The sequence below is a fragment of the Thiothrix subterranea genome (assembly GCF_016772315.1).
Classification (GTDB): domain Bacteria; phylum Pseudomonadota; class Gammaproteobacteria; order Thiotrichales; family Thiotrichaceae; genus Thiothrix; species Thiothrix subterranea.
Genome location: NZ_CP053482.1, coordinates 1,525,227 through 1,543,526, shown reverse-complemented (window position 1 = coordinate 1,543,526; position 18,300 = coordinate 1,525,227). Strand labels below are relative to the sequence as shown.

Sequence of the window (18,300 nt, the reverse complement as noted above, 5' to 3'; positions counted from 1 at the left end):
GTTTGAACTGGTCATTCCCCAAACCCGTTATTGCCCCCGCCAATATTTTGCTGGCGGTATTGCTATTCATTGCCGTCACCCAGATTATTTCCGCTTACCTATTGACCCAACAACAGTGGACGGGTATCCGGGTAACTGCCACGGCTGCGGATACGCTGCTGATCAAATCCATCAGTGCCAACTCCCCCGCTTCTGGAAAACTCGCCGCCGGTGAAACCTTGCTTGGCCTGCAAGTCGATGGGAAGCTGCTAACCATCAAGCCATTGCTGAACGGTTATGCGCCACTTTCCCCCGCGACGTTCGCACAACGGGCGGAGTTTTATCAGCAACAGCAAACCTTGCACCAAGCCTTCACCCAACATGCTCAAGTAACTTTTGTGACCACGACGGGCAAAACCGTTGCGCTGACACCCGCCGCACGTACCCCCGTTGCGGCTATCCCCGCTGTGTTTTGGTTGTTGGGTCTTGCAAACATGATCTCGCCATTGGTGGGCGCATTGGTCTGGACATACCGCCCCTATCAAAAAGCATCCCTGTTTTTACTGCTGCACAGCTTGCTGTACTACGTTTTTGCGGTCAGCGGCGCTGGGGTTATTGCCACGGAATTTTATATGGAACCCGGCGCATTGCGGCAGAATCTGCTGCTGCAAGCCACAGGTATCAACTTCGCTGCCACGCTGATTCTGGTCATTCTGTGTGATTTGCCCAAACCGTTGGTGCGCGGGCTGTGGTTGTTTTGGCTGGTTATGGGTTTTACGGCACTCTCCACCGCCAATTATCACTATGGCTGGATTGAAACGCCGGGGCATATTTTTTACATACAGTACCCCTTTTTGTACGTGATCGTGTTGGGAATTATTGCCCTGCAATTGCGCCAGACGCGCCGTCAGCCGGTGGAACGGGCGAGCCTGCATGTTCTCGCGGCAGCGTTTATGTTGCCCAATGCCATTATTATTGCATTGCATGTTTTCCCTATTCTGCTGGGTAAGCCGCCGATTGTTGGCAATATTTCGGCGCTATTGCTGTTTAACCTGATGGCGATAGGGCTTGGGGTGGGGATTCTGCGCTATCGGCTGTTTGCGATTGAATTCTGGTGGCTAAAGTCCATGCTGTGGATTGTGGGGGGCTTGCTGGTCGCGGGTATTGATGTGGGGTTAATGACGTTGCTGCAACTGCGGGGTGATTATGTGCTGGCAATGTCGGTCATTATTGCAGGCTTTTTGTATTTTCCATTGCGCCAATGGCTATTGGATAAAATTATTCCAATGGAACGCCAGAATCTCAGTGATTTTCTGCCTGCTTTGAGCAGCAATCTTGGCGATGCGCTCTCCAAAGAAACCTTTGAACAACGTTGGCAGGAATCCTTGCTGCAACGCTTCCTGCCGTTGCATATCGAAAAATTGTCTGCCCAAGTGACCACTACCCACTTGTCAGACAACGGTTTGCACCTTGATGTGCCTAGCCTTGGCAACCAACATGCGTGGCGTTTGACCGGCAAACAACGGGCAGCAGGGCTGTTTAATAAAACCGATGTCAAACATACCGAGTCGCTGTTAACGGTGGCACGGATGGCCAGTAATGCCAGCGAAACCCGCCAACAGGCTATTCTGGACGAGCGGCGGCGCATAATGCACGACTTGCATGACAGTGTTGGTGCAAAACTGCTAACCCTGAGCCATAAGCTACCGGATGCAACCCACCGTGAGGATGTGCGGCAGGCGCTAATGACGTTACGGGAAACGGTACGGTTATCGCAGCAAGCAAGCCCGACCAAACTGGTCGATAATATTGCGGATTGGCGGGCAGAAATTGCCGGGCGAGCCGAAGCCGCAGAAGTCAGGTTACGTTGGCGGCAGGATGAGCGGCTGGATGCTTGCCAATTATGCCCGCGCCGAATACTGCAAGTGTCGCAGATACTCCGTGAAGCAGTCAGCAATGCGCTGCGGCACGCCGAGCCAGAAACGTTGGAGGTGGGTTTTGCTTTATCCAACAATAAATTGCACCTAATCGTTACGAATGACGGAAAAATATCCCCGCCTGAGCGTTGGCAAGCGGGGACTGGAGTAAACGGTATCCGGCATCGGGTCGCGGCGTTAGGCGGGGAAGTGGGTTTTTATTGCAGTGATCCTCCCCAATCCAGAATCACGGTGCATATTGCTGTTCCCCTGCAAGTCTAAAGCGTTAGGAATAAAAACCGGCTTCAACACGTCAAAGCCGGTGAATAATGTGCCAGTTAATGCAGTCAGTTGAGGGGTTCAACCAGCACACTTGAACTTTACCGCTATTCCGCTACTGGCGGCATCATCCATTTGGATACATTTGAGTGGGGCAAAAGTGGTTGTATTAGCAAATGCTTATAAATGGGTATAAACTGGTAAAACCACTAGAAGGAGACACCATCATGAGCACACGTATCATTATTTTCACCGCCTTGACCCTGTTGGCTGGCAACGCATCGGCTGATTTTTTCGACGGTTTCGACATGGGCAATTTCTTCGGTAATAACCGCCAAGAACAAGCGCAACAAGCTAACGCTTTCGGGCAAACCCAAGGCAATGGCAACGGCACTGCCAATGGGCAATCACGCGGGCGTGGTGAAGCCGACATTAATATGGATTTCGACCTGAATTTCCGCGCCAAAGCGAACAGCATGTTCAATGCTGACAGCCGCGCACAAGGCCAAGGCGACGTGGCGCAATACCAAGATCAGCAATTCAATGCTTACAGCTCGGCTTATAACACGGCGTATAATGGCCTTAACACGGGCGCATACAGCTACCCGTATGCTTACCCTTACAGCTATTACACGGCTTACCCACAACAAATGTACGCGCCAACGTACTCGACTTATTACCCACAGGCGTATTATCCGCAAGCACAAGGCTACTACCTGCCACCAGCTCAATAGGCTATAGTGGGGGCAATATAATATAAGGCTACAGAAAAGGACTACTCTCATGCCACTATTGCGCCTACTCGCTTGGCTACTTGCCTTATTGCTGCTGATCGTGGCAGCCATTGCTGTATTCGCGCTGACATTTGATGCCAACCGTTATAAACCAGAAATTACCGCATTATTAAAAGAAAAAACCGGGCGCACTCTCACGATTGACGGTGACATTAGTCTGTCTTTTTACCCCGACATTGCCCTGCAACTGGGGCAAGTCGCGGTGGGCAATGCCAAGGGCTTCAACGATGAAGCCTTTGCCGAAGCCGATAATGCCCGCGTGACGGTGCAATTTCTGCCCCTGCTGGAGCAGCAGCTCAAAATCAACGAAGTGCACTTGCAAGGCTTAAAGCTTAATTTACACCGCAATAAAAGCGGCAAAACCAACTGGCAAGATTTGCTGCCGGAAAACTCCTCAAAAGCCAACGCCAGCGCGGGCGAAGCCATGACCAGTTTGCTGGGCGGCATGGTGATTACCGGCGTGAGTGTGCAAGATTCGCAATTACACTGGCAAGATGATCAGCAAGGCAAAACCTTGATACTGGCACCGCTTAATTTGCAAACCGGCACGTTCCAGCCTGGCAAGCCGGTTGATCTTCGCCTTGATGCTGCGCTTACCCAAAATGAGCCGCCGCTGACAATGCAGCTAAGCCTTACCACCGTCGCACAATTGGCAGAAAACCAAGAAGACTTTTCCCTCACCGACCTACGCTTGCAAGTCAAGCAACCGGAACGCTTGGATACGAATCTGCGCGGTAATCTGCAAGGCAATTTGAAAAAAGAACGTGCCAGCATCCCTGATTTACAAGCCGACGTCATTTTGGATGGGCTTGGTAAAGTCACGCTGAGTAGCAAGCTGGACGTCAACCTTGCCAAACAGCAATTGAACATGACCGACTTAAACATCAACGCTGACGTGAAATCCACCGAGATTCCCGGTGGGCAATTGCAGCAGCAATCCAGCGGCAAATTGAGCCTGAATTTGGAAAGTGGCAAAGGCTTACTCGATTTGCCCCAAACCGAGATCAAGGCAGCCGAGCAGCAGTTGACGGGCAGCTTGCAAGTGCGTGACCCCTTGCTACCGAGCCGTGTGGTTGATGGCAAATTCAGTGCTGCACAACTCAGTTACCCGCCGTTTATCTTGCAGCAGGCCACGCTTGGCGTGCAGTTTACAGAGGGGCAAGTCAAACTCACTCCCACGGGGACTTTATTCAAAGGCGCTTATCAAGGTGAAATTAACCTCGATACCCTGCAAACTCCGGCGACTTTCAGCAGCGAACACACGGTTAAAAAATTGCGTACCGAAGAATTGCTGTTCGCCCTCACCGATGATCGTTTGGTCACGGGGGCGCTGGATATGACTGCTAAATTCGATTCTGTGGTCGGCGATGAGCAAGCTTTCAAGCAAAATCTCAATGGCACGATCGACCTCACGTTGAATGAAGGCACGATTCGTGATGCCAATTTCGCGCAAAAAACCCGTGAAGTGATTCAGTTGTTTGAAAAAGAGCGCGTCAATGAGGTGGGCGAAACCGAAGTCACTTTCACCCAATTGAAAGGGCAGTGGCAAGTCAAACAAGGCGTGTTCCATACCGATGAAAACGTGATGCTCGCGCCGCATTTTCAGGTAAAAGGCAATGGCGATGTGAATATCGTCGCCGAATCGCTGGATTTTAAATTACGCATTAGCGAAAAACCTAAACCGGACAACGCAGACGACTTATTTGCACCTTTGCATATTCATGGCGCATGGGGTAAGCCCAGCTACGAATTGGAGCTGGATGTATTGCTCAAGGCAATTGCACAGCGCGAACTCGACAAGGAGAAATCCAAGTTGAAGGGGCGTTTCGAGACCGAAAAGCAAGAACAACTCGATGCGCTCAAGCAAAAGGGTAATGAAGTCAAAGAGCGCGTCCAGCAAGACGTGCAAAGCGAAGTCGAAAAGCTTGAGCAACGCTTGCAAGATGAGTTGAAAAACAAACTCAAGGGCTTGTTTTGAGCACGTCTAACACCTGTTGTAATTGCGCGAACGGTGTGTAGAAATGCGGCGAAAGTCGAATTCCACCGCCGCGTGTGGCACAGAAAATCCCCTGTGTTTGTAAACGTTGGAACAGCGCTTCATTGGTCTCGCGGCGGGAGCGGAACGTCACAATGCCGGAACGCCGTTCCGCCCGCAAATCACTGAGGACTTCCATATCTGGCAAGGCTTGCAAACCATCCAGCAAATATTGCACCCGCGTACTAAGCTGTTCCCACACCGCATCCATGCCAATTTCCAGCAATACCCCAAGGCTGGCCTGTAGCGCATGAATCCCCAACATATTTGGGCTACCGCATTCAAACCGCCGCGCATCCAACGCTGGCTGGTAGTCTTCCATCGTGTAATCGGTTAAACCTTCCGCCATGTGCCAGCCGTATTGGGTTAAGCGCAAAGACTCCAATACCTCACGGCGCACGTAAAACAGTGCCAAGCCTTCCGCGCCCAGCATCCACTTATGTCCATCCGCCACTACAAAATCGGCTTGCACTTGCTGCACATCAAACGGGATTGCGCCGAGTTGCTGAATGGCATCCACGCAAAACAGAATGCCCTTGGCGCGGCAAAATGCCCCGATTTTGGCTAAATCCATGCGCAAGCCGTTGGTGTATTGCACCGCACTAATGCTGATCAAACGGGTACGTGCATCGCACAATGCCAGCAATGCCGTTTCGGGATCATCGGGGTATTCGCGCAAATCCAATTGGCGGAATTCCACACCTTGGTTTGCCAGCGATTGCCACACGTAGCGGTTGGAAGGAAATTCCTGACGAATCCCTACCACATTATCGCCCGCGTGCCAGTCCAGCCCGTAGGCGACAAATGACAAGCCTTCCGAGGTATTTTTTACCAGCGCAATATCGCCTGCGGCGGGGGCATTCAGCAATGCACGCGCTTGTTCGCGCAAGGCTTGTTCCACCGTCAGCCAGTGCGGGTAATTGAGCGTGCCTTGGCGTGCATTTTCTGCCGCAAACGCTTGCACAGCATCGGCGGTGACTTGCGGCCAGGGGGCAACCGCTGCGTGATTCAAATACAAACAGTTTTGCAGGGCAGGGAAGCGGCTTTCAGGTGTCGGCATGGCGGGTTCACACGGTGCAGTAGTAGATGCCGAAGAGATTAGCAGCATCTGTCCAATGTTGCTCACATTTGAAGCCTGCTGCTGTTGCCAGCGTGATGAATTCCTCAGGGTGGTATTTGTAGGAATTTTCGGTGTGGATGCGTTCGCCTTGCGCAAAGTGGAAAGTTCTACCCGCCACTTGCACGCTTTGGTCTTGCAGGCTGGTAAGATGCATCTCAATCCGCCCCATTGCCTCGTTGTAGCACGCATAATGTGCAAACTGGTCGAGGTCGAACGTGCCTTCCAACTCGTTATTAATGCGCACCAACAAATTCAGATTAAACGCCGCCGTCACACCTGCCGCATCGTTATACGCCGTTTCCAGCACCGCTTTATCTTTCTTACGGTCTACCCCAATCAACAAGCCGCCGCCTTTGCCGACCAATTGCGCGATATTGAACAGAAAATGCTGTGCTTCCGGTAAATCGAAATTGCCCAAGCTAGAGCCGGGGATGAACACCACGCGCCGCCCCGTGGGTACGTTTTGCGGCAAATGCAATTCGCGGGTGAAATCCAAACACGCCGCATGAACGTGCAACCACGGAAACGCCGCCCCCAAGGTTGCTGCCGATTGGCGCAGAAAATCGCCGGAAATATCCATCGGCACATACGCCGCCGGGCGCAACGCATCCAGCAACAATTGCACCTTCTCACAACTGCCGCTACCGGGTTCGATCAGCACAGCATCCTCACCGATTAACGCCGCCATGTCCGCCGCATAATCGCGGTACAACTGCTTTTCGACGTGTGGCACGTAGTATTCAGGCTGTTCCAAAATCGCTTCAAACAATTGCGAACCGCGTTCATCGTAGAAGAATTTCGGCGGAATCTGTTTGTGTTCGTGTGCCAACCCGTTCAGCACGGTTTGCCGGAAATTGTCCAACTCCGGCTGGTAATCGTGGAAGCTGACCTTGGTGGCTTTGGGGCAAATAGCGTTCATACGTCCTCCGCGAGACGGATACCGCTGAACTGCCAGCGGTCGTGGGGGTAAAAAAAGTTTCGGTATGTCGGGCGAATATGGTCGGCTGGGGTTATACACGCGCCGCCGCGCAATACCCACTGGTTGCACATGAATTTACCGTTATATTCGCCCATGCTGCCTTCCAGCGGCTTGAAACGCGGGTAGGCGGTATAGGGCGAGGCTGTCCATTCCCACAGCGAGCCGTAGTGTTGCCCCGTGCCTGCTTGCGGGTGGAAGGTATTGCTGTCGGTGAAATGCCCAGTGATTGGCAATTCGCGCAATTTGTGTTCGAGTTCGGCTTCCAGCGGCAAGCGTTTGCCTGACCAGCGGGCGAAGGCATCGGCTTCGTAATAGCTGGTGTGGGCAACGGGCGCGGCAAGGTTGAGCGGTTCAAAACCGTGCAGGGTGAATTCGTACCACTGCCCGTCACGCTGTTCCCAATACAAGGGCGCTTGCCAGCCGTGTTGCTTGCGGTGATACCAGCCATCCGCCAGCCACAGTTCGGCGCGTTGGTAGCCGCCGTCTTCTATGAAGGCGAGGTATTCGGCATTGGTGGTCAAGCGCGAAGCAAGGCGGTGGAGGTCAAGCCAGACCTTGTGTTGCGGGCGTTCGTTGTCGTAGGCGAAACTGTCGCCGTCGAAACCGCTTTCCAGCAAACCCCCTACGCTGGTTTCCCATGTTAGCGGGGTGGCTTCGCGCACGGGTAAGGTTTTGGGTAGGTAAATCGGGCGGAGTGGGTTGCGCCAGAAATTGTGCTTAATGTCCATGTACAGTAGTTCTTGGTGTTGCTGTTCGTGGTGCAAGCCGAGCGTGACCCGTGCGGCGATGGCTTGCGCTTGGCTGGGGTCAGCGTCGCTTAGCAATGCCATCATGCGCTCATCAATCGCAGCACGGTAGGCGTAGACGTCTTCCACCGTTGGGCGTGACATTAAGCCGCGTTCGGCACGGGGTTGCATTGAGCCAACGGTTTGGTAATACGAGTTGAACAGGTAGTTATATTCGGCGCGAAATGGCTGGTAATTTTTCACAAACGCTTGCAGCAAAAAGGTTTCAAAAAACCAAGTCACATGCCCCAAATGCCATTTTGGGGGGCTGGTTTCGACAATGCTTTGCAGTTGGTAATCGTCACGGGCAAGCGGGGCGCAAATCGCCGCGCTGGTGTGGCGGATGCGTTGGTATTCTGAAGCTAGGGCAGCAGTCATCTGACATTCCTTGATTGTTTGGTGCTTTGTAATACGTTTTCGCGCTGAAGGCAGGTGTACGCTATGATTGTGGGGGATTTGTTTGACGCTTCTGTGACCTGTTTATGACGCATATCAATTCTGGTGTTGGTAACTTGTGCCAGTATGAAATTGTATTTGAAGCTGTTGATAACAGGAGAAATCAAAATGTCAGAGGCTAAGAAAAAACTGTTCATCATGGTTACGAATGGTCCTGAAAATCCAGAATTGGCAACCATTCCTTTTGTAATGGCAACGTCTGCGCAAGCATCCGATGTAGAGGTGGTGATGGGATTCCAAGGCAACGGTAGCATGTTGATGATTAAAGGGATTGCAGAACATGTGGCAGCAAAAGGTTTTCCAACATTGGTTGATATGATTGGTTTATATGCAGAAGCTGGTGGCAAAATGTATGTGTGTGGGCCGTGCGTTGGGGCGCGTCAGGTCAAAGATGGTGAGTTGGTCGATGGTGCAGTTATCGTTGGTGGTGCAACGTTTGTGTCGGAATGTTTGGATTCAACGCAATCCCTTATTTATTAAAGTTTTATGACAAAGGAGAACGCCTGCTTTTCTTTTGTCATTGGTGGCTGTGAGTCATTCAAACCAGTTTTTGAGCCGTAATCCCTCGAAATGCTGAAAATCCTGTACATTGCGCGTCACTAGCACTAAGCCATTGACCACTGCCACCGCTGCAATCTGCATATCCACAAAACTGGGCGTAATGCCGATATTTTTGAGCCGCACAATTTCTGTCGCTTGCCAGCAAGCCGCTGCTTCGTCGTAAGGTAATATGGGTAATGTGGCGCGTATGCCTTCCACGTAATTGCTGATATGGGTGCGCCTACGGCTTTCGGGGAGCAAATTCACCCCTCGTTGCAATTCGTATAACGTTTGTGCTGCTAACGCCATAATGTCACGGTCTTCGGCGAGCTTGGCAATGACGTTGGTATTCGGGGTAGGTTTACAGGCTTCCGATAAAATATTGGTATCGAGCAGGTAGCGTAGCATCAGAAAGCAAAGTCCCTGTCATGTTGTTGATGACGCTCCCGATCAAACAGGCTGGTATCTTCAATACCTACGTCTTCGTTCATGTGTTGCTGCACGTTTGCCAACACATCGCTGAAAGTTAGCCCTTGCCGCCGTTGCAACGCTTGATATTGAGCAGCAGATAACAAAATCGCAATGGGTTTGCCGTAGCGAGTCAAGTGGACTTCGCCGACTTGGGTGAGATCACGCAGAATGCGGGGAAGCTGATTTTTGGCTTCTGCGATGGAATATGTTTGCATGGTGCACCTTTATAGCCAAGATGATAGCCATCATAATAGGCTCTATGTTTAAGGGTAGCAAGTTCCATGTCTGCCCATCTCCATTCATCTAGCGTAAGATAAATTACTGTAACAATCATTACGGTAATTCCAGATGAAGTTCTACAACCGCGACAACGAACAACAACAACTGCGCCTGTGGTCACAGCAAGCCGCAGAAGGCAAATCCAGCCTGACTCTGATGGTCGGGCGGCGGCGCGTCGGCAAAACGGGCTTATTGGCACACACCTACCAAGATGCCGCCCTCTACTTGTTCATTTCCCGCAAAGCCGAGCCGCTGTTGTGCGAAGAATTCACCGAGCAAATCCGTAACCAGTTGAACCTGCCGATTTTCGGGCAGCCCCGCAGCTTGCGCGAAGTGCTGGAAATCCTGTTCCAGTACGCACAAACCCAGCCGCTGACGCTGATTCTGGATGAATTTCAGGACATTGCACGGGTGAACCCAGCGGTATTTTCCGAACTGCAAAACCTGTGGGATCAGTATCGCCCGCGCTGCAAACTGCACCTGATTTGCTGCGGTTCGCTGTATTCGCTGATGACTAAATTGTTTCAAGACAGCAAAGAACCGCTGTTCGGGCGTGCCGACCATCGTATTAACCTGCAACCGCTCAAGCCTGCTTATCTTGCCGAACTGCTGCACGACAGCGGGCGTTACAGCGCGGAAAATCTGCTGACTTGGTACACCTTGAGCGGTGGCGTGCCAAAATACCTCGAATGGTTGGCGCAAACCGACCCGCAACGCGACTTGTGGGAAAGCCTGATCAACGAATTTAGCCTAGTGATTGAGGAAGGCCGCTATCGACTTGCGGAAGAATTCGGCGCAGAACAAAGCACTTACTTTTCCATCCTCGCTACTCTAGCCAACGGTAAAACCAGCCGCAGTGAGATTGAATCAGTGCTGGAAATGTCCATCGGCCCTTACCTGAAACGGCTGGAGGAGGACTTCGACATTATCCAGCGCGTTACGCCGGTATTTGCCACGCCTAACAGCCGTCAGGTCAAATACCGTATCCAAGATGCGTTCCTGAGTTTCTGGTTTCGCTTTATCTATCGCTATCGTAGCGCGGTGGAAATCGAAAACTTTGCCTTCATCCGCCAAGCGATTGCGCGGGATTTTGCGACTTACAGCGGCACATGGTTGGAGCAATTGTTCCGTGCGCAACTGGCTGCCAGCGGCGATTACAACCTGATCGGCAATTACTGGGAGGCAGGTAATAAAAACGAAATCGACATTGTGGCGGTGAACGACTTTAGCAAAACCGTGCTGATTGCCGAAGTGAAACGCAACCCCGCCAGCTTACGCTTGAGCCATCTCAAAGCCAAAGCACAGCGGCTGGAACAGCGATTAGCGGGTTATGAGATTACGTATCGTGGTTTGTCACTGACGGATTTGGAAAGCATCTAATGATTCCTCGCAAGCGCATGGCGACCTGTTGTGCCGCATCGAGCGTATCCGCATACAAAATAGCAATCCGATCCCGCGTTGCCGTATCCGGCACTACCTTCACCCCATGCACCGCAGCAATATCGGTATAATCAGCAGGCAACTCACCCTCGCCAAACAGCGAATAAACATAGCCTTCGCGCCCCGATTCCAGCCCATGCCATACGCGCTTATCCACCAATTCCACCCAAGCGGGTACAAAATGTGCGCCGTAAAAATCAAAGAAGCCGTTGGAGCCGCGCAAGTGCATTTCGATGACTTTGCCACCGATCATTTCCACATTGCACAGTCCGGTGTAACCGGGAAGCTGGGCTTGAATGAAGGCGGCAATTAGCGGCTCTAACGCAGGCAAACGCACCCCAATATGCCAGTAAATCGGACGTTGTTTGTCTTTTTCGGCTGCGCCTTGCGTATGGGCAAACCACAGCACTTTACCCGCGAGTACCAAACAGTCGGTGCTGGTGTGGTCGCCGACCAAGTACTCACTCCAAAAACAGCCGGGGGCGCATTGAGTACGCCCATTCGCCAAATCGCCTGCGGTGGTGGCTTGCGCATCCAACGACATGCCCAGCAAATTGGTAATCGGCTTAACAAATAGCGGGGTTGCTGCGTCACTACCGACACTCAGCGGGTCAGTCTCACACGGGGCAGCTTGCAAACCTTGCACCAGTGCCAATTGCAGTTTGTCGTACACATGGCGGTGCGTCGGGTTTAACCGCCATGCGTGGGTATCGTTGACACCAATATCGTGCAGTGGCTCTGGTTGAAACAAATGCTGGCGGTGGGGTAAAACTCCATGAAACGGCATCGGCAATCTCCCTGTTAAAGGCGTGACACTTCACACAACAACGATTTAAACGGCGGAAACCCACTGATCGGGTCAAGCTGGGTATCGTCGGTCAACTCATTGATATTCGCCTCATTCCACCCGTGAAAACAATGCACCACGCCGGGTTTCATTATGTCTGTCACTGCCGCTCGAAACGTTACCGCGCCGCGCCGTGAACGGATTTCGACTGAATCACCGTCTGCAATTCCCCGCGCTGCCGCATCATCGGGGTGAATCTGCACGCGTGGATACGGGTCATACGCCAGCATCGCGGGAATATTGTGCTGCTGCGAATGCGTGAAAAACTTCTGCCGCCCACCCGACGTTAACACCAGCGGATAATCCGCCAGCAATTCCGGCGTAGACAGCGGGCTTTCCATCGGTTCGCGATAAGTTGGCAAGCCATCGTAGCCGTGCGCTTTCAGTTCCACCGAATCGAATTCGATCTTGCCAGTGGCAGTGCGAAAGCCATTAATACGCCATTGCCGATCCGCATCCAAAAAGCCCATTTCCACCAATTCTTCGATCACGGGGCTGTAAACGGTCACGCCTGCGGGGTTTTCCCACGCCTCTTTGCGGATGTCGGGCGGCAAACCTTCGCCCATTTCTTCCCACGATGCCGCAAGGTTGCCGTGCCAGAATTGTTCCGCCATGCCGAGTTTGACGCCGAGTTCGAGGAAAATTTGCCCGTCAGGTTTGGCTTCGCCGCGTGGCGGTAGGGCTTGGTGGCGGTATTTCACTTCGCCCTGATACGCGCAACCGGGGTAAGCGATCAGTGCGGTGCGTTCCAAACTGGTTGCCGCTGGCAATACAATGTCGGCTTGCAAGGTGGCAGGGTTGTGGAAAAAGTCGGAGACGGCGAAAAATTCCAGTTCGCCCAAAGCGCGTTCCATGCGTTTGGAATTCGCCCACATCGCGGTATTAATGCCCATTGCCAGCAGTGCTTTGAGCGGTTGCGGCTTGCCTTCGAGGATGCAGTCCGGCATCAACATGCTTTGTGCGGCAGGCCAGTATTTTGTCCAAATCGGGAAGACTTCATCGCCGATACGCGGGGGCAACTCGTTTTTGCACACGTCGAACAGTTCAATCGGCTTGGGCAATACTTTGTCGTTGAAGAAGCGGTTGCCGCCTTCGCGGTCAATATTGCCCGTGACGGCAGAGAGCAAAATCATGGCGCGGTGATTCTGGAAACCGTTGCTGTGTTGCACGGTGGAGGTAGGCGACATGGCGATTTGCGCGGGCTTGGTGGTGGCAAACATTTCCACTGCTGCACGTAAATCAGTTTCGCTAATGCCGCAAATCGCTGCAACCCGTTGCGGTGGGAATTCTTGGATGTAGTCGCGGAAAGCGTCCAGCCCGTTTGCCCATTCGTCCAAAAACGCCTGATCTTGCCAGCCATTGGCGAAAATCAGGTGGTGGAAACCGAGGGCGAGTGCGCCATCTGTACCGGGGCGGATTTGCAGGTGAATATCCGCCAGTTCCGCCGTTTCGGTGCGGCGCGGGTCAACCACAATCATCTTGCGGCCTTTTTTGCGGTTGGCAAGGTGGTGGTTTTCAAACGGGGGAATTGAGCCTGTCGCGTTGGTTGACCACACCAACACGCATTGGGTTTTCGGCGATTCGACGGTGGAAGTGGTTTTGAGCTTGTAACCGTAGGTGAGTTTTTCCGCGACCATGGTTGCGGAGAAGCAGCAGCCGGATTCGGTGAGGTAGTTGGGGCTGCCGAAAGCGTGGGCGAGGCGTTGCAATTGCGGGCGGGCCTCTTTGGTGTATCCGGCGAAAAACCCCACGGCGGGTGCGCCGTGCTGCGCTTTGGCTTTCTGCAAGGCAGCGGTGATGGTGTCGAGGGCTTCTTCCCAACTGATGCGCTCGAATTCGCCAGCGCCTTTGGCACCGACGCGCTTGAGCGGGTAGAGCAGGCGGTCGGGGTGGTATTGGCGTTCGAGCTGCAATTGTCCGCGTGGGCAGTTGGGCAAACCTTCGACTTTAATGGCGCGACCGCTGGGGTCGATGGTCACATCGAACAGGCAATTGGCATCGCATTCGTAACAGGTGGTGCTTTTGACAACGTTATCGGTGGCGGCAGTCATGGCGAATCTCGTGGTAATCGAATCGCGCCAGTGTAGTGTAGATTGGCAAGGCGTTTGGAATGACCACCTAACGCACTAGGGAATTTGCTATGATACGTTTAGTCTAACGAGGAGTAGTGAGTATGTTGAATTGGAAAACGATTTTGCAGTTTGCCGATCACGGCAACCCCGTGCCGGAACGTACCGTCACCAAAACGGATGCCGAGTGGCAAAAGCAATTGAGCGACGATCAATATTACGTAACGCGCCGCAAAGGCACAGAACGCCCGTTCAGCTCCGCCATGTGTGGTTTGTTCGAGCCGGGGCTGTACGGGTGTTTGTGTTGCGATACGCTGCTGTTTGATGCGTCGGAAAAATTTGATTCGGGGACAGGCTGGCCGTCGTTTACCCAACCCGTTGCCGAAAACGCGATTGCTTACCACGCGGATCGTTCGCATGGCATGACGCGGGTGGAAACGACTTGTAATACCTGCGGCGCACACTTGGGGCATGTGTTCCCTGATGGTCCCGCCCCAAGTGGCTTGCGTTATTGCATGAATGCGGTGGCGTTGAAGAAGGTCAAAGCGTAATATCCCTGCCATGAAAGAACGCATCCAAAAACTCCTCTCCCGCGCTGGTTACGGCTCACGTCGTGAAATCGAGCGCATGGTCAACGCTGGCGAAATTCTGGTGAACGGTCAACGTGCCGAATCCGGTCAGGCCATTGATGAAAATGATCAAGTGACCTTGCGTGGGCAACGCTTGCACTTGAGTTCCCGCGTCAATGCCACCCACAAAGTGCTGATGTACCACAAGCCTGCGGGCGAAGTGTGTACCTTGAGTGACCCGGATGGTCGCCCGACGGTTTTTGACAGCTTGCCGAAAATCCGCGCTGGGCGTTGGATCATGGTGGGTCGGCTTGACATCAATACTGATGGCTTATTGTTGTTCACTACCGATGGCGAATTAGCAAACAAGCTAATGCACCCGTCGTCTGAAATCGAGCGCGAATACGCTTGCCGCGTGTTGGGCGAAGTCAACAATGAAATGCTGATCCGTTTGCAGGAAGGCGTGGAATTGGAAGACGGCAAAGCCAGCTTCATGCGCATCAAAGACGCAGGCGGCGAAGGGGTCAACCATTGGTATCACGTCGTGCTTGCCGAAGGTCGCAACCGCGAAGTGCGCCGCTTGTGGGAATCGCAGGGCGTGAAAATCAGCCGTTTGATTCGGGTGCGTTACGGCAACATTATGCTGCCGCGTTACTTGCGCAGTGGGCATCACAAAGAGCTGGAAGTGCGCGAATTACGCAAACTCTACGGCTTGGTGAACATGGCGTTTGAAGACGGCTCGGATTTCACCGCCGAACGCCCGGAACGCCGTTCTGGGGCAAGACTGGGGATGAAATCGGTGGACAGTGGGCGCACGGCGATTGGCGGAAGCCATCCGTCGGCACGGCGGTCGAGTTTGGCGCGTCCGAGCAGTTCGGAGCGTTCTAGCAGTCCCGCCCGTCCCACTGTTAGCCGTCGCCCTAGCAGCGGCAGCGGTGCAGGCAAGCGCCCGCAACCGCGTGGGCGTGGCTAATCTCGCCAACAAATAGATAGTCGACAGTTTCAGTTTGTATGGGATTCGTGACGGTGTGTTAGCGGATGCTTATAATCGCGTTCCGCAATAACATCCGGTGACGAAACTCTTATGCAACAACGATTACACTACGTTCATTTACTGCTGTTTGCGCTCCTTTGCTGGCTACCGTCTGCCAGTGCGGATGACACGCTAAAAGTAGGCGTTAAATTGTCCGAACCGTGGGTTATGTATGATCCTGAGGTGGCGGAAGAGGAGCGCCAGCCGACCGGATTTAGCATTGATTTGTGGAAAGCGTTAGCCGATAAACTCGGTGTGCAAACCGAGTGGGTTTACTTTGATACGACCAAAGATTTGGTCACGGCGGCGGCTGATAGCAAGGTGGATGCGGCAATTTCTGCCATTACGGTGACAGCACAGCGCGAAGCTTCGGTGGATTTTTCCAATTCCATGTATGAGTTGGGGTTGCAAATCATGGTTGCACCCGAATTTCAGCAATCGAATCCGTTTGGGGTTATGTTGCGTGAATTGGGGCAGTTGTTTTCTTGGCAAGGAGCGTTGTTTTTCCTGTTGATCTTGTTTATTACGGCGCACTTGCGCTTATGGGCGGATCGTTCTAAAACGGCTGAGCCTGCTTTTCCGCGTGGTTATGTTCCCGGTATTCGTGAAGCATTGTGGTGGGGGATAACCATGTTATTGACGTGGGAAACACCGCATAGCCGTGGCTTGGCGCGGGTCATTGATTTGACTTGGCATTTGATGGGGTTGATTTTGTTGAGCATTCTCACGGCTGTTGTGACCAGTGCATTGACGGCGCAAGCGGTCAGTGGAACCATCGGTTCCGAGAAAGATTTACCCGGCAAACGGGTAGTGGCGGTGGCAACGGATGCGCCACGCACTTGGTTGGAACAAAATGGCATCGCCGTTACGCCCGTGGATAGTATTGAGGCAGGCATTGAGCGGGTACGTAAGGGTGAGGCAGATGCGTTGGTACACGATGGGCCGCGTTTAAAATACCTTGCAAACCAACTGAATCAAGCGGAAGGCCGTAAAGTGTTGGCGGTTGTCCCCACGTTGTTTAACCCGCAAAACTATGGCATTGCGTTTGCGGATGGTAGCCCGTTACGTGAGCAAGTGAATCGTGCGTTATTGCAGTTGCGCGAATCCCAAGATGGCAAAGCCAGCATTCATAAGGATTTGCAGGATAAATGGATTAAGGACTAACGGATGCTGATCCTCATGGCCTGAAAAATTGTTACAAATAGTGACAAAACTTTCCTTAAGACCATCAGTTTCCGTTATTATCCGCATTGAGACACATTGTAGTAACTCTTGTTGGGGCAGCTCTTGCCCCTTTTTTAAACGTGGGCTAGTGGGCTAAGGAAATCGTTTATCAATGGCAATCACAAATGTTTGTACGTGTTCAAAATGTTTGTCGGCAGCACGGCGTGTCCGTGTTGGTTGGTGGCGGCGCTTGTTTGCAGGGGGTAAAACGTATTACCGCTGCTACAATTGTGAAAATCGGTTTTGGACACGGGGTTAGCGAGACTCCCGTGTTGGTTCAGCCGCTACGCTGCTGCTGATCCCACGCCTTTCAAATACTCCGGGGGGCGTATCGCTACCACGCACACCACTTTGGTACACAGCCGCCCTTGGCTGTCGTACAAACCGTACTCAAAACTTGGCGTGCTGCGTCCGCGTCGCGCCAGTTCCTCACGGATTTCCACTTCTTTTTCCGGCGGAAAATCAAAGCGTAATTCCATGTCGCTAATACCGGGGCGCACAAAATCCACGCTCAAATGCCGTGTCCATACATGGAATTCGGGAAACACTTTCGAGCAAGCCAATGGCGCAATTGGGTCAGCCAACGATGCTTGAAACCCGCCAAACATGCTGCCACCCATATTGCGCGAAGCCCACGTTAATGGCAGGCGAATGCGGATATGCCGCCATTCATTTTCCAGTGCCAGCACTTTGATACGCATCATCCACCAAGGTGGATAAAGCTCCAGCCGTCGTCCTTCTGGCAAGAATGCCAGCCAGCGCCGTGCGAATTTAACTGCGTTAAATGCCATTAACCGACCAATGCATTGAATAATGCCTGATGTTGTTGGCATTGCTGCGCTTGTTTGAGGCGTTCGCTGCGGAAAATGCAGGCTAAGTCATCCAATGCGGTCGCAAAATCGTCGTTGATAATCAGGTAATCGTATTCGGGGTAATGCGACATTTCGTTTTTGGCATCGCGCATCCGGCGTTGGATGGTTTCTGCGCTGTCTTGCCCACGTCCGTGCAAACGGGCGCTCAAGGCTTCGATACTGGGCGGTAGGATGAAAATGCTGATCACGGATTCAGCACGTTCGCGGACTTGCTGTGCGCCTTGCCAATCAATTTCGAGGATCACGTCTTTGCCTGTTTCGCGTAAGGCATCCACTGATAAACGTGACGTGCCGTAGTAATTGTCGAACACTTGCGCGTATTCCAAAAAGTTACCGTCTGCTACTTGCTGGCGAAACACCTCAACGGGGGTGAAGTGGTAATGCACGCCGTCTTGCTCGCCGGGGCGCGGTTGGCGCGTGGTGTGTGAAACCGAAATCACCAGCTTATCCACGCGCTCGCGCAAAGCATTTAATAAACTGGATTTGCCCGCGCCAGACGGGGCTGACACGATGTAAAGCTGACCTGTGCGTGTATTCATCTGAAAATTCGCCCCACTTGCTGATAAAAATACGATTATAGGGCAGTATGCACTATAGTCGAATAGCAGGAATC

Annotated in this window: 17 protein-coding genes; 8 read left to right on the top strand and 9 right to left on the bottom strand. The window is 52.7% G+C overall.

Going from position 1 to position 18,300, the window contains the following annotated elements:
- The first annotated feature begins 2 nt into the window (after positions 1-2).
- The 3 genes from HMY34_RS07570 to HMY34_RS07560 all read left to right on the top strand — a co-directional run bounded on the left by HMY34_RS07570 (position 3) and on the right by HMY34_RS07560 (position 4,946).
- Entirely contained in the window at positions 3-2,177 is a 2,175-nt protein-coding gene (locus tag HMY34_RS07570) for a sensor histidine kinase (protein WP_202718647.1), read from the top strand.
- 224 nt (positions 2,178-2,401) lie between these two features.
- Positions 2,402-2,908 carry a hypothetical protein gene (locus HMY34_RS07565; protein ID WP_202718646.1) on the top strand — a complete coding sequence of 169 codons (507 nt, stop codon included), beginning with the start codon at positions 2,402-2,404 and terminating at the stop codon, positions 2,906-2,908.
- A gap of 49 nt (positions 2,909-2,957) precedes the next feature.
- Entirely contained in the window at positions 2,958-4,946 is a 1,989-nt protein-coding gene (locus HMY34_RS07560; protein WP_202718645.1) for an AsmA family protein, read from the top strand.
- Here the strand turns inward: HMY34_RS07560 and HMY34_RS07555 are convergent.
- The 3 genes from HMY34_RS07555 to egtB are packed head-to-tail and all read right to left on the bottom strand — an operon-like array spanning position 4,930 to position 8,265.
- A complete protein-coding gene (locus HMY34_RS07555; RefSeq protein ID WP_228288008.1) occupies positions 4,930-6,129 on the bottom strand; it encodes an aminotransferase class V-fold PLP-dependent enzyme in 1,200 nt (399 codons plus the stop codon). The two genes, HMY34_RS07560 and HMY34_RS07555, sit on opposite strands and share 17 nt — an antisense overlap.
- On the bottom strand, positions 6,071-7,042 hold the full coding sequence (egtD, locus tag HMY34_RS07550) for an L-histidine N(alpha)-methyltransferase (RefSeq protein WP_202718644.1): 972 nt from the start codon (positions 7,040-7,042) through the stop codon (positions 6,071-6,073). Before egtD ends, HMY34_RS07555 begins: the two co-directional genes overlap by 59 nt.
- Complete coding sequence (egtB, locus tag HMY34_RS07545; protein WP_202718643.1) at positions 7,039-8,265, bottom strand: ergothioneine biosynthesis protein EgtB; 1,227 nt, start codon at positions 8,263-8,265, stop codon at positions 7,039-7,041. The genes egtD and egtB overlap by 4 nt, the downstream gene beginning before the upstream one ends.
- A 144-nt stretch (positions 8,266-8,409) precedes the next feature.
- Between egtB and HMY34_RS07540 the strand changes: the two genes are divergently transcribed.
- Positions 8,410-8,823 (top strand): DsrE family protein, encoded by a 414-nt coding sequence (locus HMY34_RS07540; protein WP_202718642.1) that lies wholly within the window; start codon positions 8,410-8,412, stop codon positions 8,821-8,823.
- A 54-nt stretch (positions 8,824-8,877) separates the two neighbouring features.
- Here the strand turns inward: HMY34_RS07540 and HMY34_RS07535 are convergent, their stop codons facing one another.
- Positions 8,878-9,291, bottom strand: coding sequence for a type II toxin-antitoxin system VapC family toxin (locus HMY34_RS07535; protein ID WP_228288007.1), 414 nt, complete (start codon positions 9,289-9,291; stop codon positions 8,878-8,880).
- Entirely contained in the window at positions 9,291-9,569 is a 279-nt protein-coding gene (locus tag HMY34_RS07530; RefSeq protein ID WP_202718641.1) for a type II toxin-antitoxin system Phd/YefM family antitoxin, read from the bottom strand. The genes HMY34_RS07535 and HMY34_RS07530 overlap by 1 nt, the downstream gene beginning before the upstream one ends.
- 133 nt (positions 9,570-9,702) lie before the next feature.
- Between HMY34_RS07530 and HMY34_RS07525 the strand changes: the two genes are divergently transcribed.
- Positions 9,703-11,013, top strand: coding sequence for an ATP-binding protein (locus HMY34_RS07525; protein ID WP_202718640.1), 1,311 nt, complete (start codon positions 9,703-9,705; stop codon positions 11,011-11,013).
- Here HMY34_RS07525 and HMY34_RS07520 read toward each other — a convergent pair.
- On the bottom strand, positions 10,970-11,860 hold the full coding sequence (locus tag HMY34_RS07520) for an ATP-grasp domain-containing protein (protein ID WP_202718639.1): 891 nt from the start codon (positions 11,858-11,860) through the stop codon (positions 10,970-10,972). The two genes, HMY34_RS07525 and HMY34_RS07520, sit on opposite strands and share 44 nt — an antisense overlap.
- A gap of 14 nt (positions 11,861-11,874) precedes the next feature.
- A complete protein-coding gene (locus HMY34_RS07515; RefSeq protein WP_202718638.1) occupies positions 11,875-13,971 on the bottom strand; it encodes a molybdopterin-containing oxidoreductase family protein in 2,097 nt (698 codons plus the stop codon).
- Positions 13,972-14,093: 122 nt separating this feature from the next.
- Between HMY34_RS07515 and msrB the strand changes: the two genes are divergently transcribed.
- The 3 genes from msrB (at position 14,094) to HMY34_RS07500 (ending at position 16,755) form a co-directional block, all read left to right on the top strand.
- A complete protein-coding gene (gene msrB, locus HMY34_RS07510; protein ID WP_202718637.1) occupies positions 14,094-14,540 on the top strand; it encodes a peptide-methionine (R)-S-oxide reductase MsrB in 447 nt (148 codons plus the stop codon).
- Positions 14,541-14,550: 10 nt separating this feature from the next.
- Positions 14,551-15,531: a 23S rRNA pseudouridine(2605) synthase RluB gene (gene rluB, locus HMY34_RS07505; RefSeq protein WP_202718636.1), complete on the top strand. Its 981-nt coding sequence runs from the start codon at positions 14,551-14,553 to the stop codon at positions 15,529-15,531.
- 111 nt (positions 15,532-15,642) lie between these two features.
- Entirely contained in the window at positions 15,643-16,755 is a 1,113-nt protein-coding gene (locus tag HMY34_RS07500; protein ID WP_202718635.1) for a transporter substrate-binding domain-containing protein, read from the top strand.
- A 344-nt stretch (positions 16,756-17,099) separates the two neighbouring features.
- Here HMY34_RS07500 and HMY34_RS07495 read toward each other — a convergent pair whose 3' ends face one another.
- Both HMY34_RS07495 and gmk read right to left on the bottom strand, forming a co-directional pair.
- Entirely contained in the window at positions 17,100-17,606 is a 507-nt protein-coding gene (locus HMY34_RS07495) for a PaaI family thioesterase (protein WP_202718634.1), read from the bottom strand.
- The gene (gene gmk, locus HMY34_RS07490) at positions 17,606-18,226 is read right to left on the bottom strand and encodes a guanylate kinase (protein ID WP_202718633.1); all 621 of its coding nucleotides are present in this window, start codon (positions 18,224-18,226) and stop codon (positions 17,606-17,608) included. The genes HMY34_RS07495 and gmk overlap by 1 nt, the downstream gene beginning before the upstream one ends.
- Between the last annotated feature and the right edge of the window lie 74 nt (positions 18,227-18,300).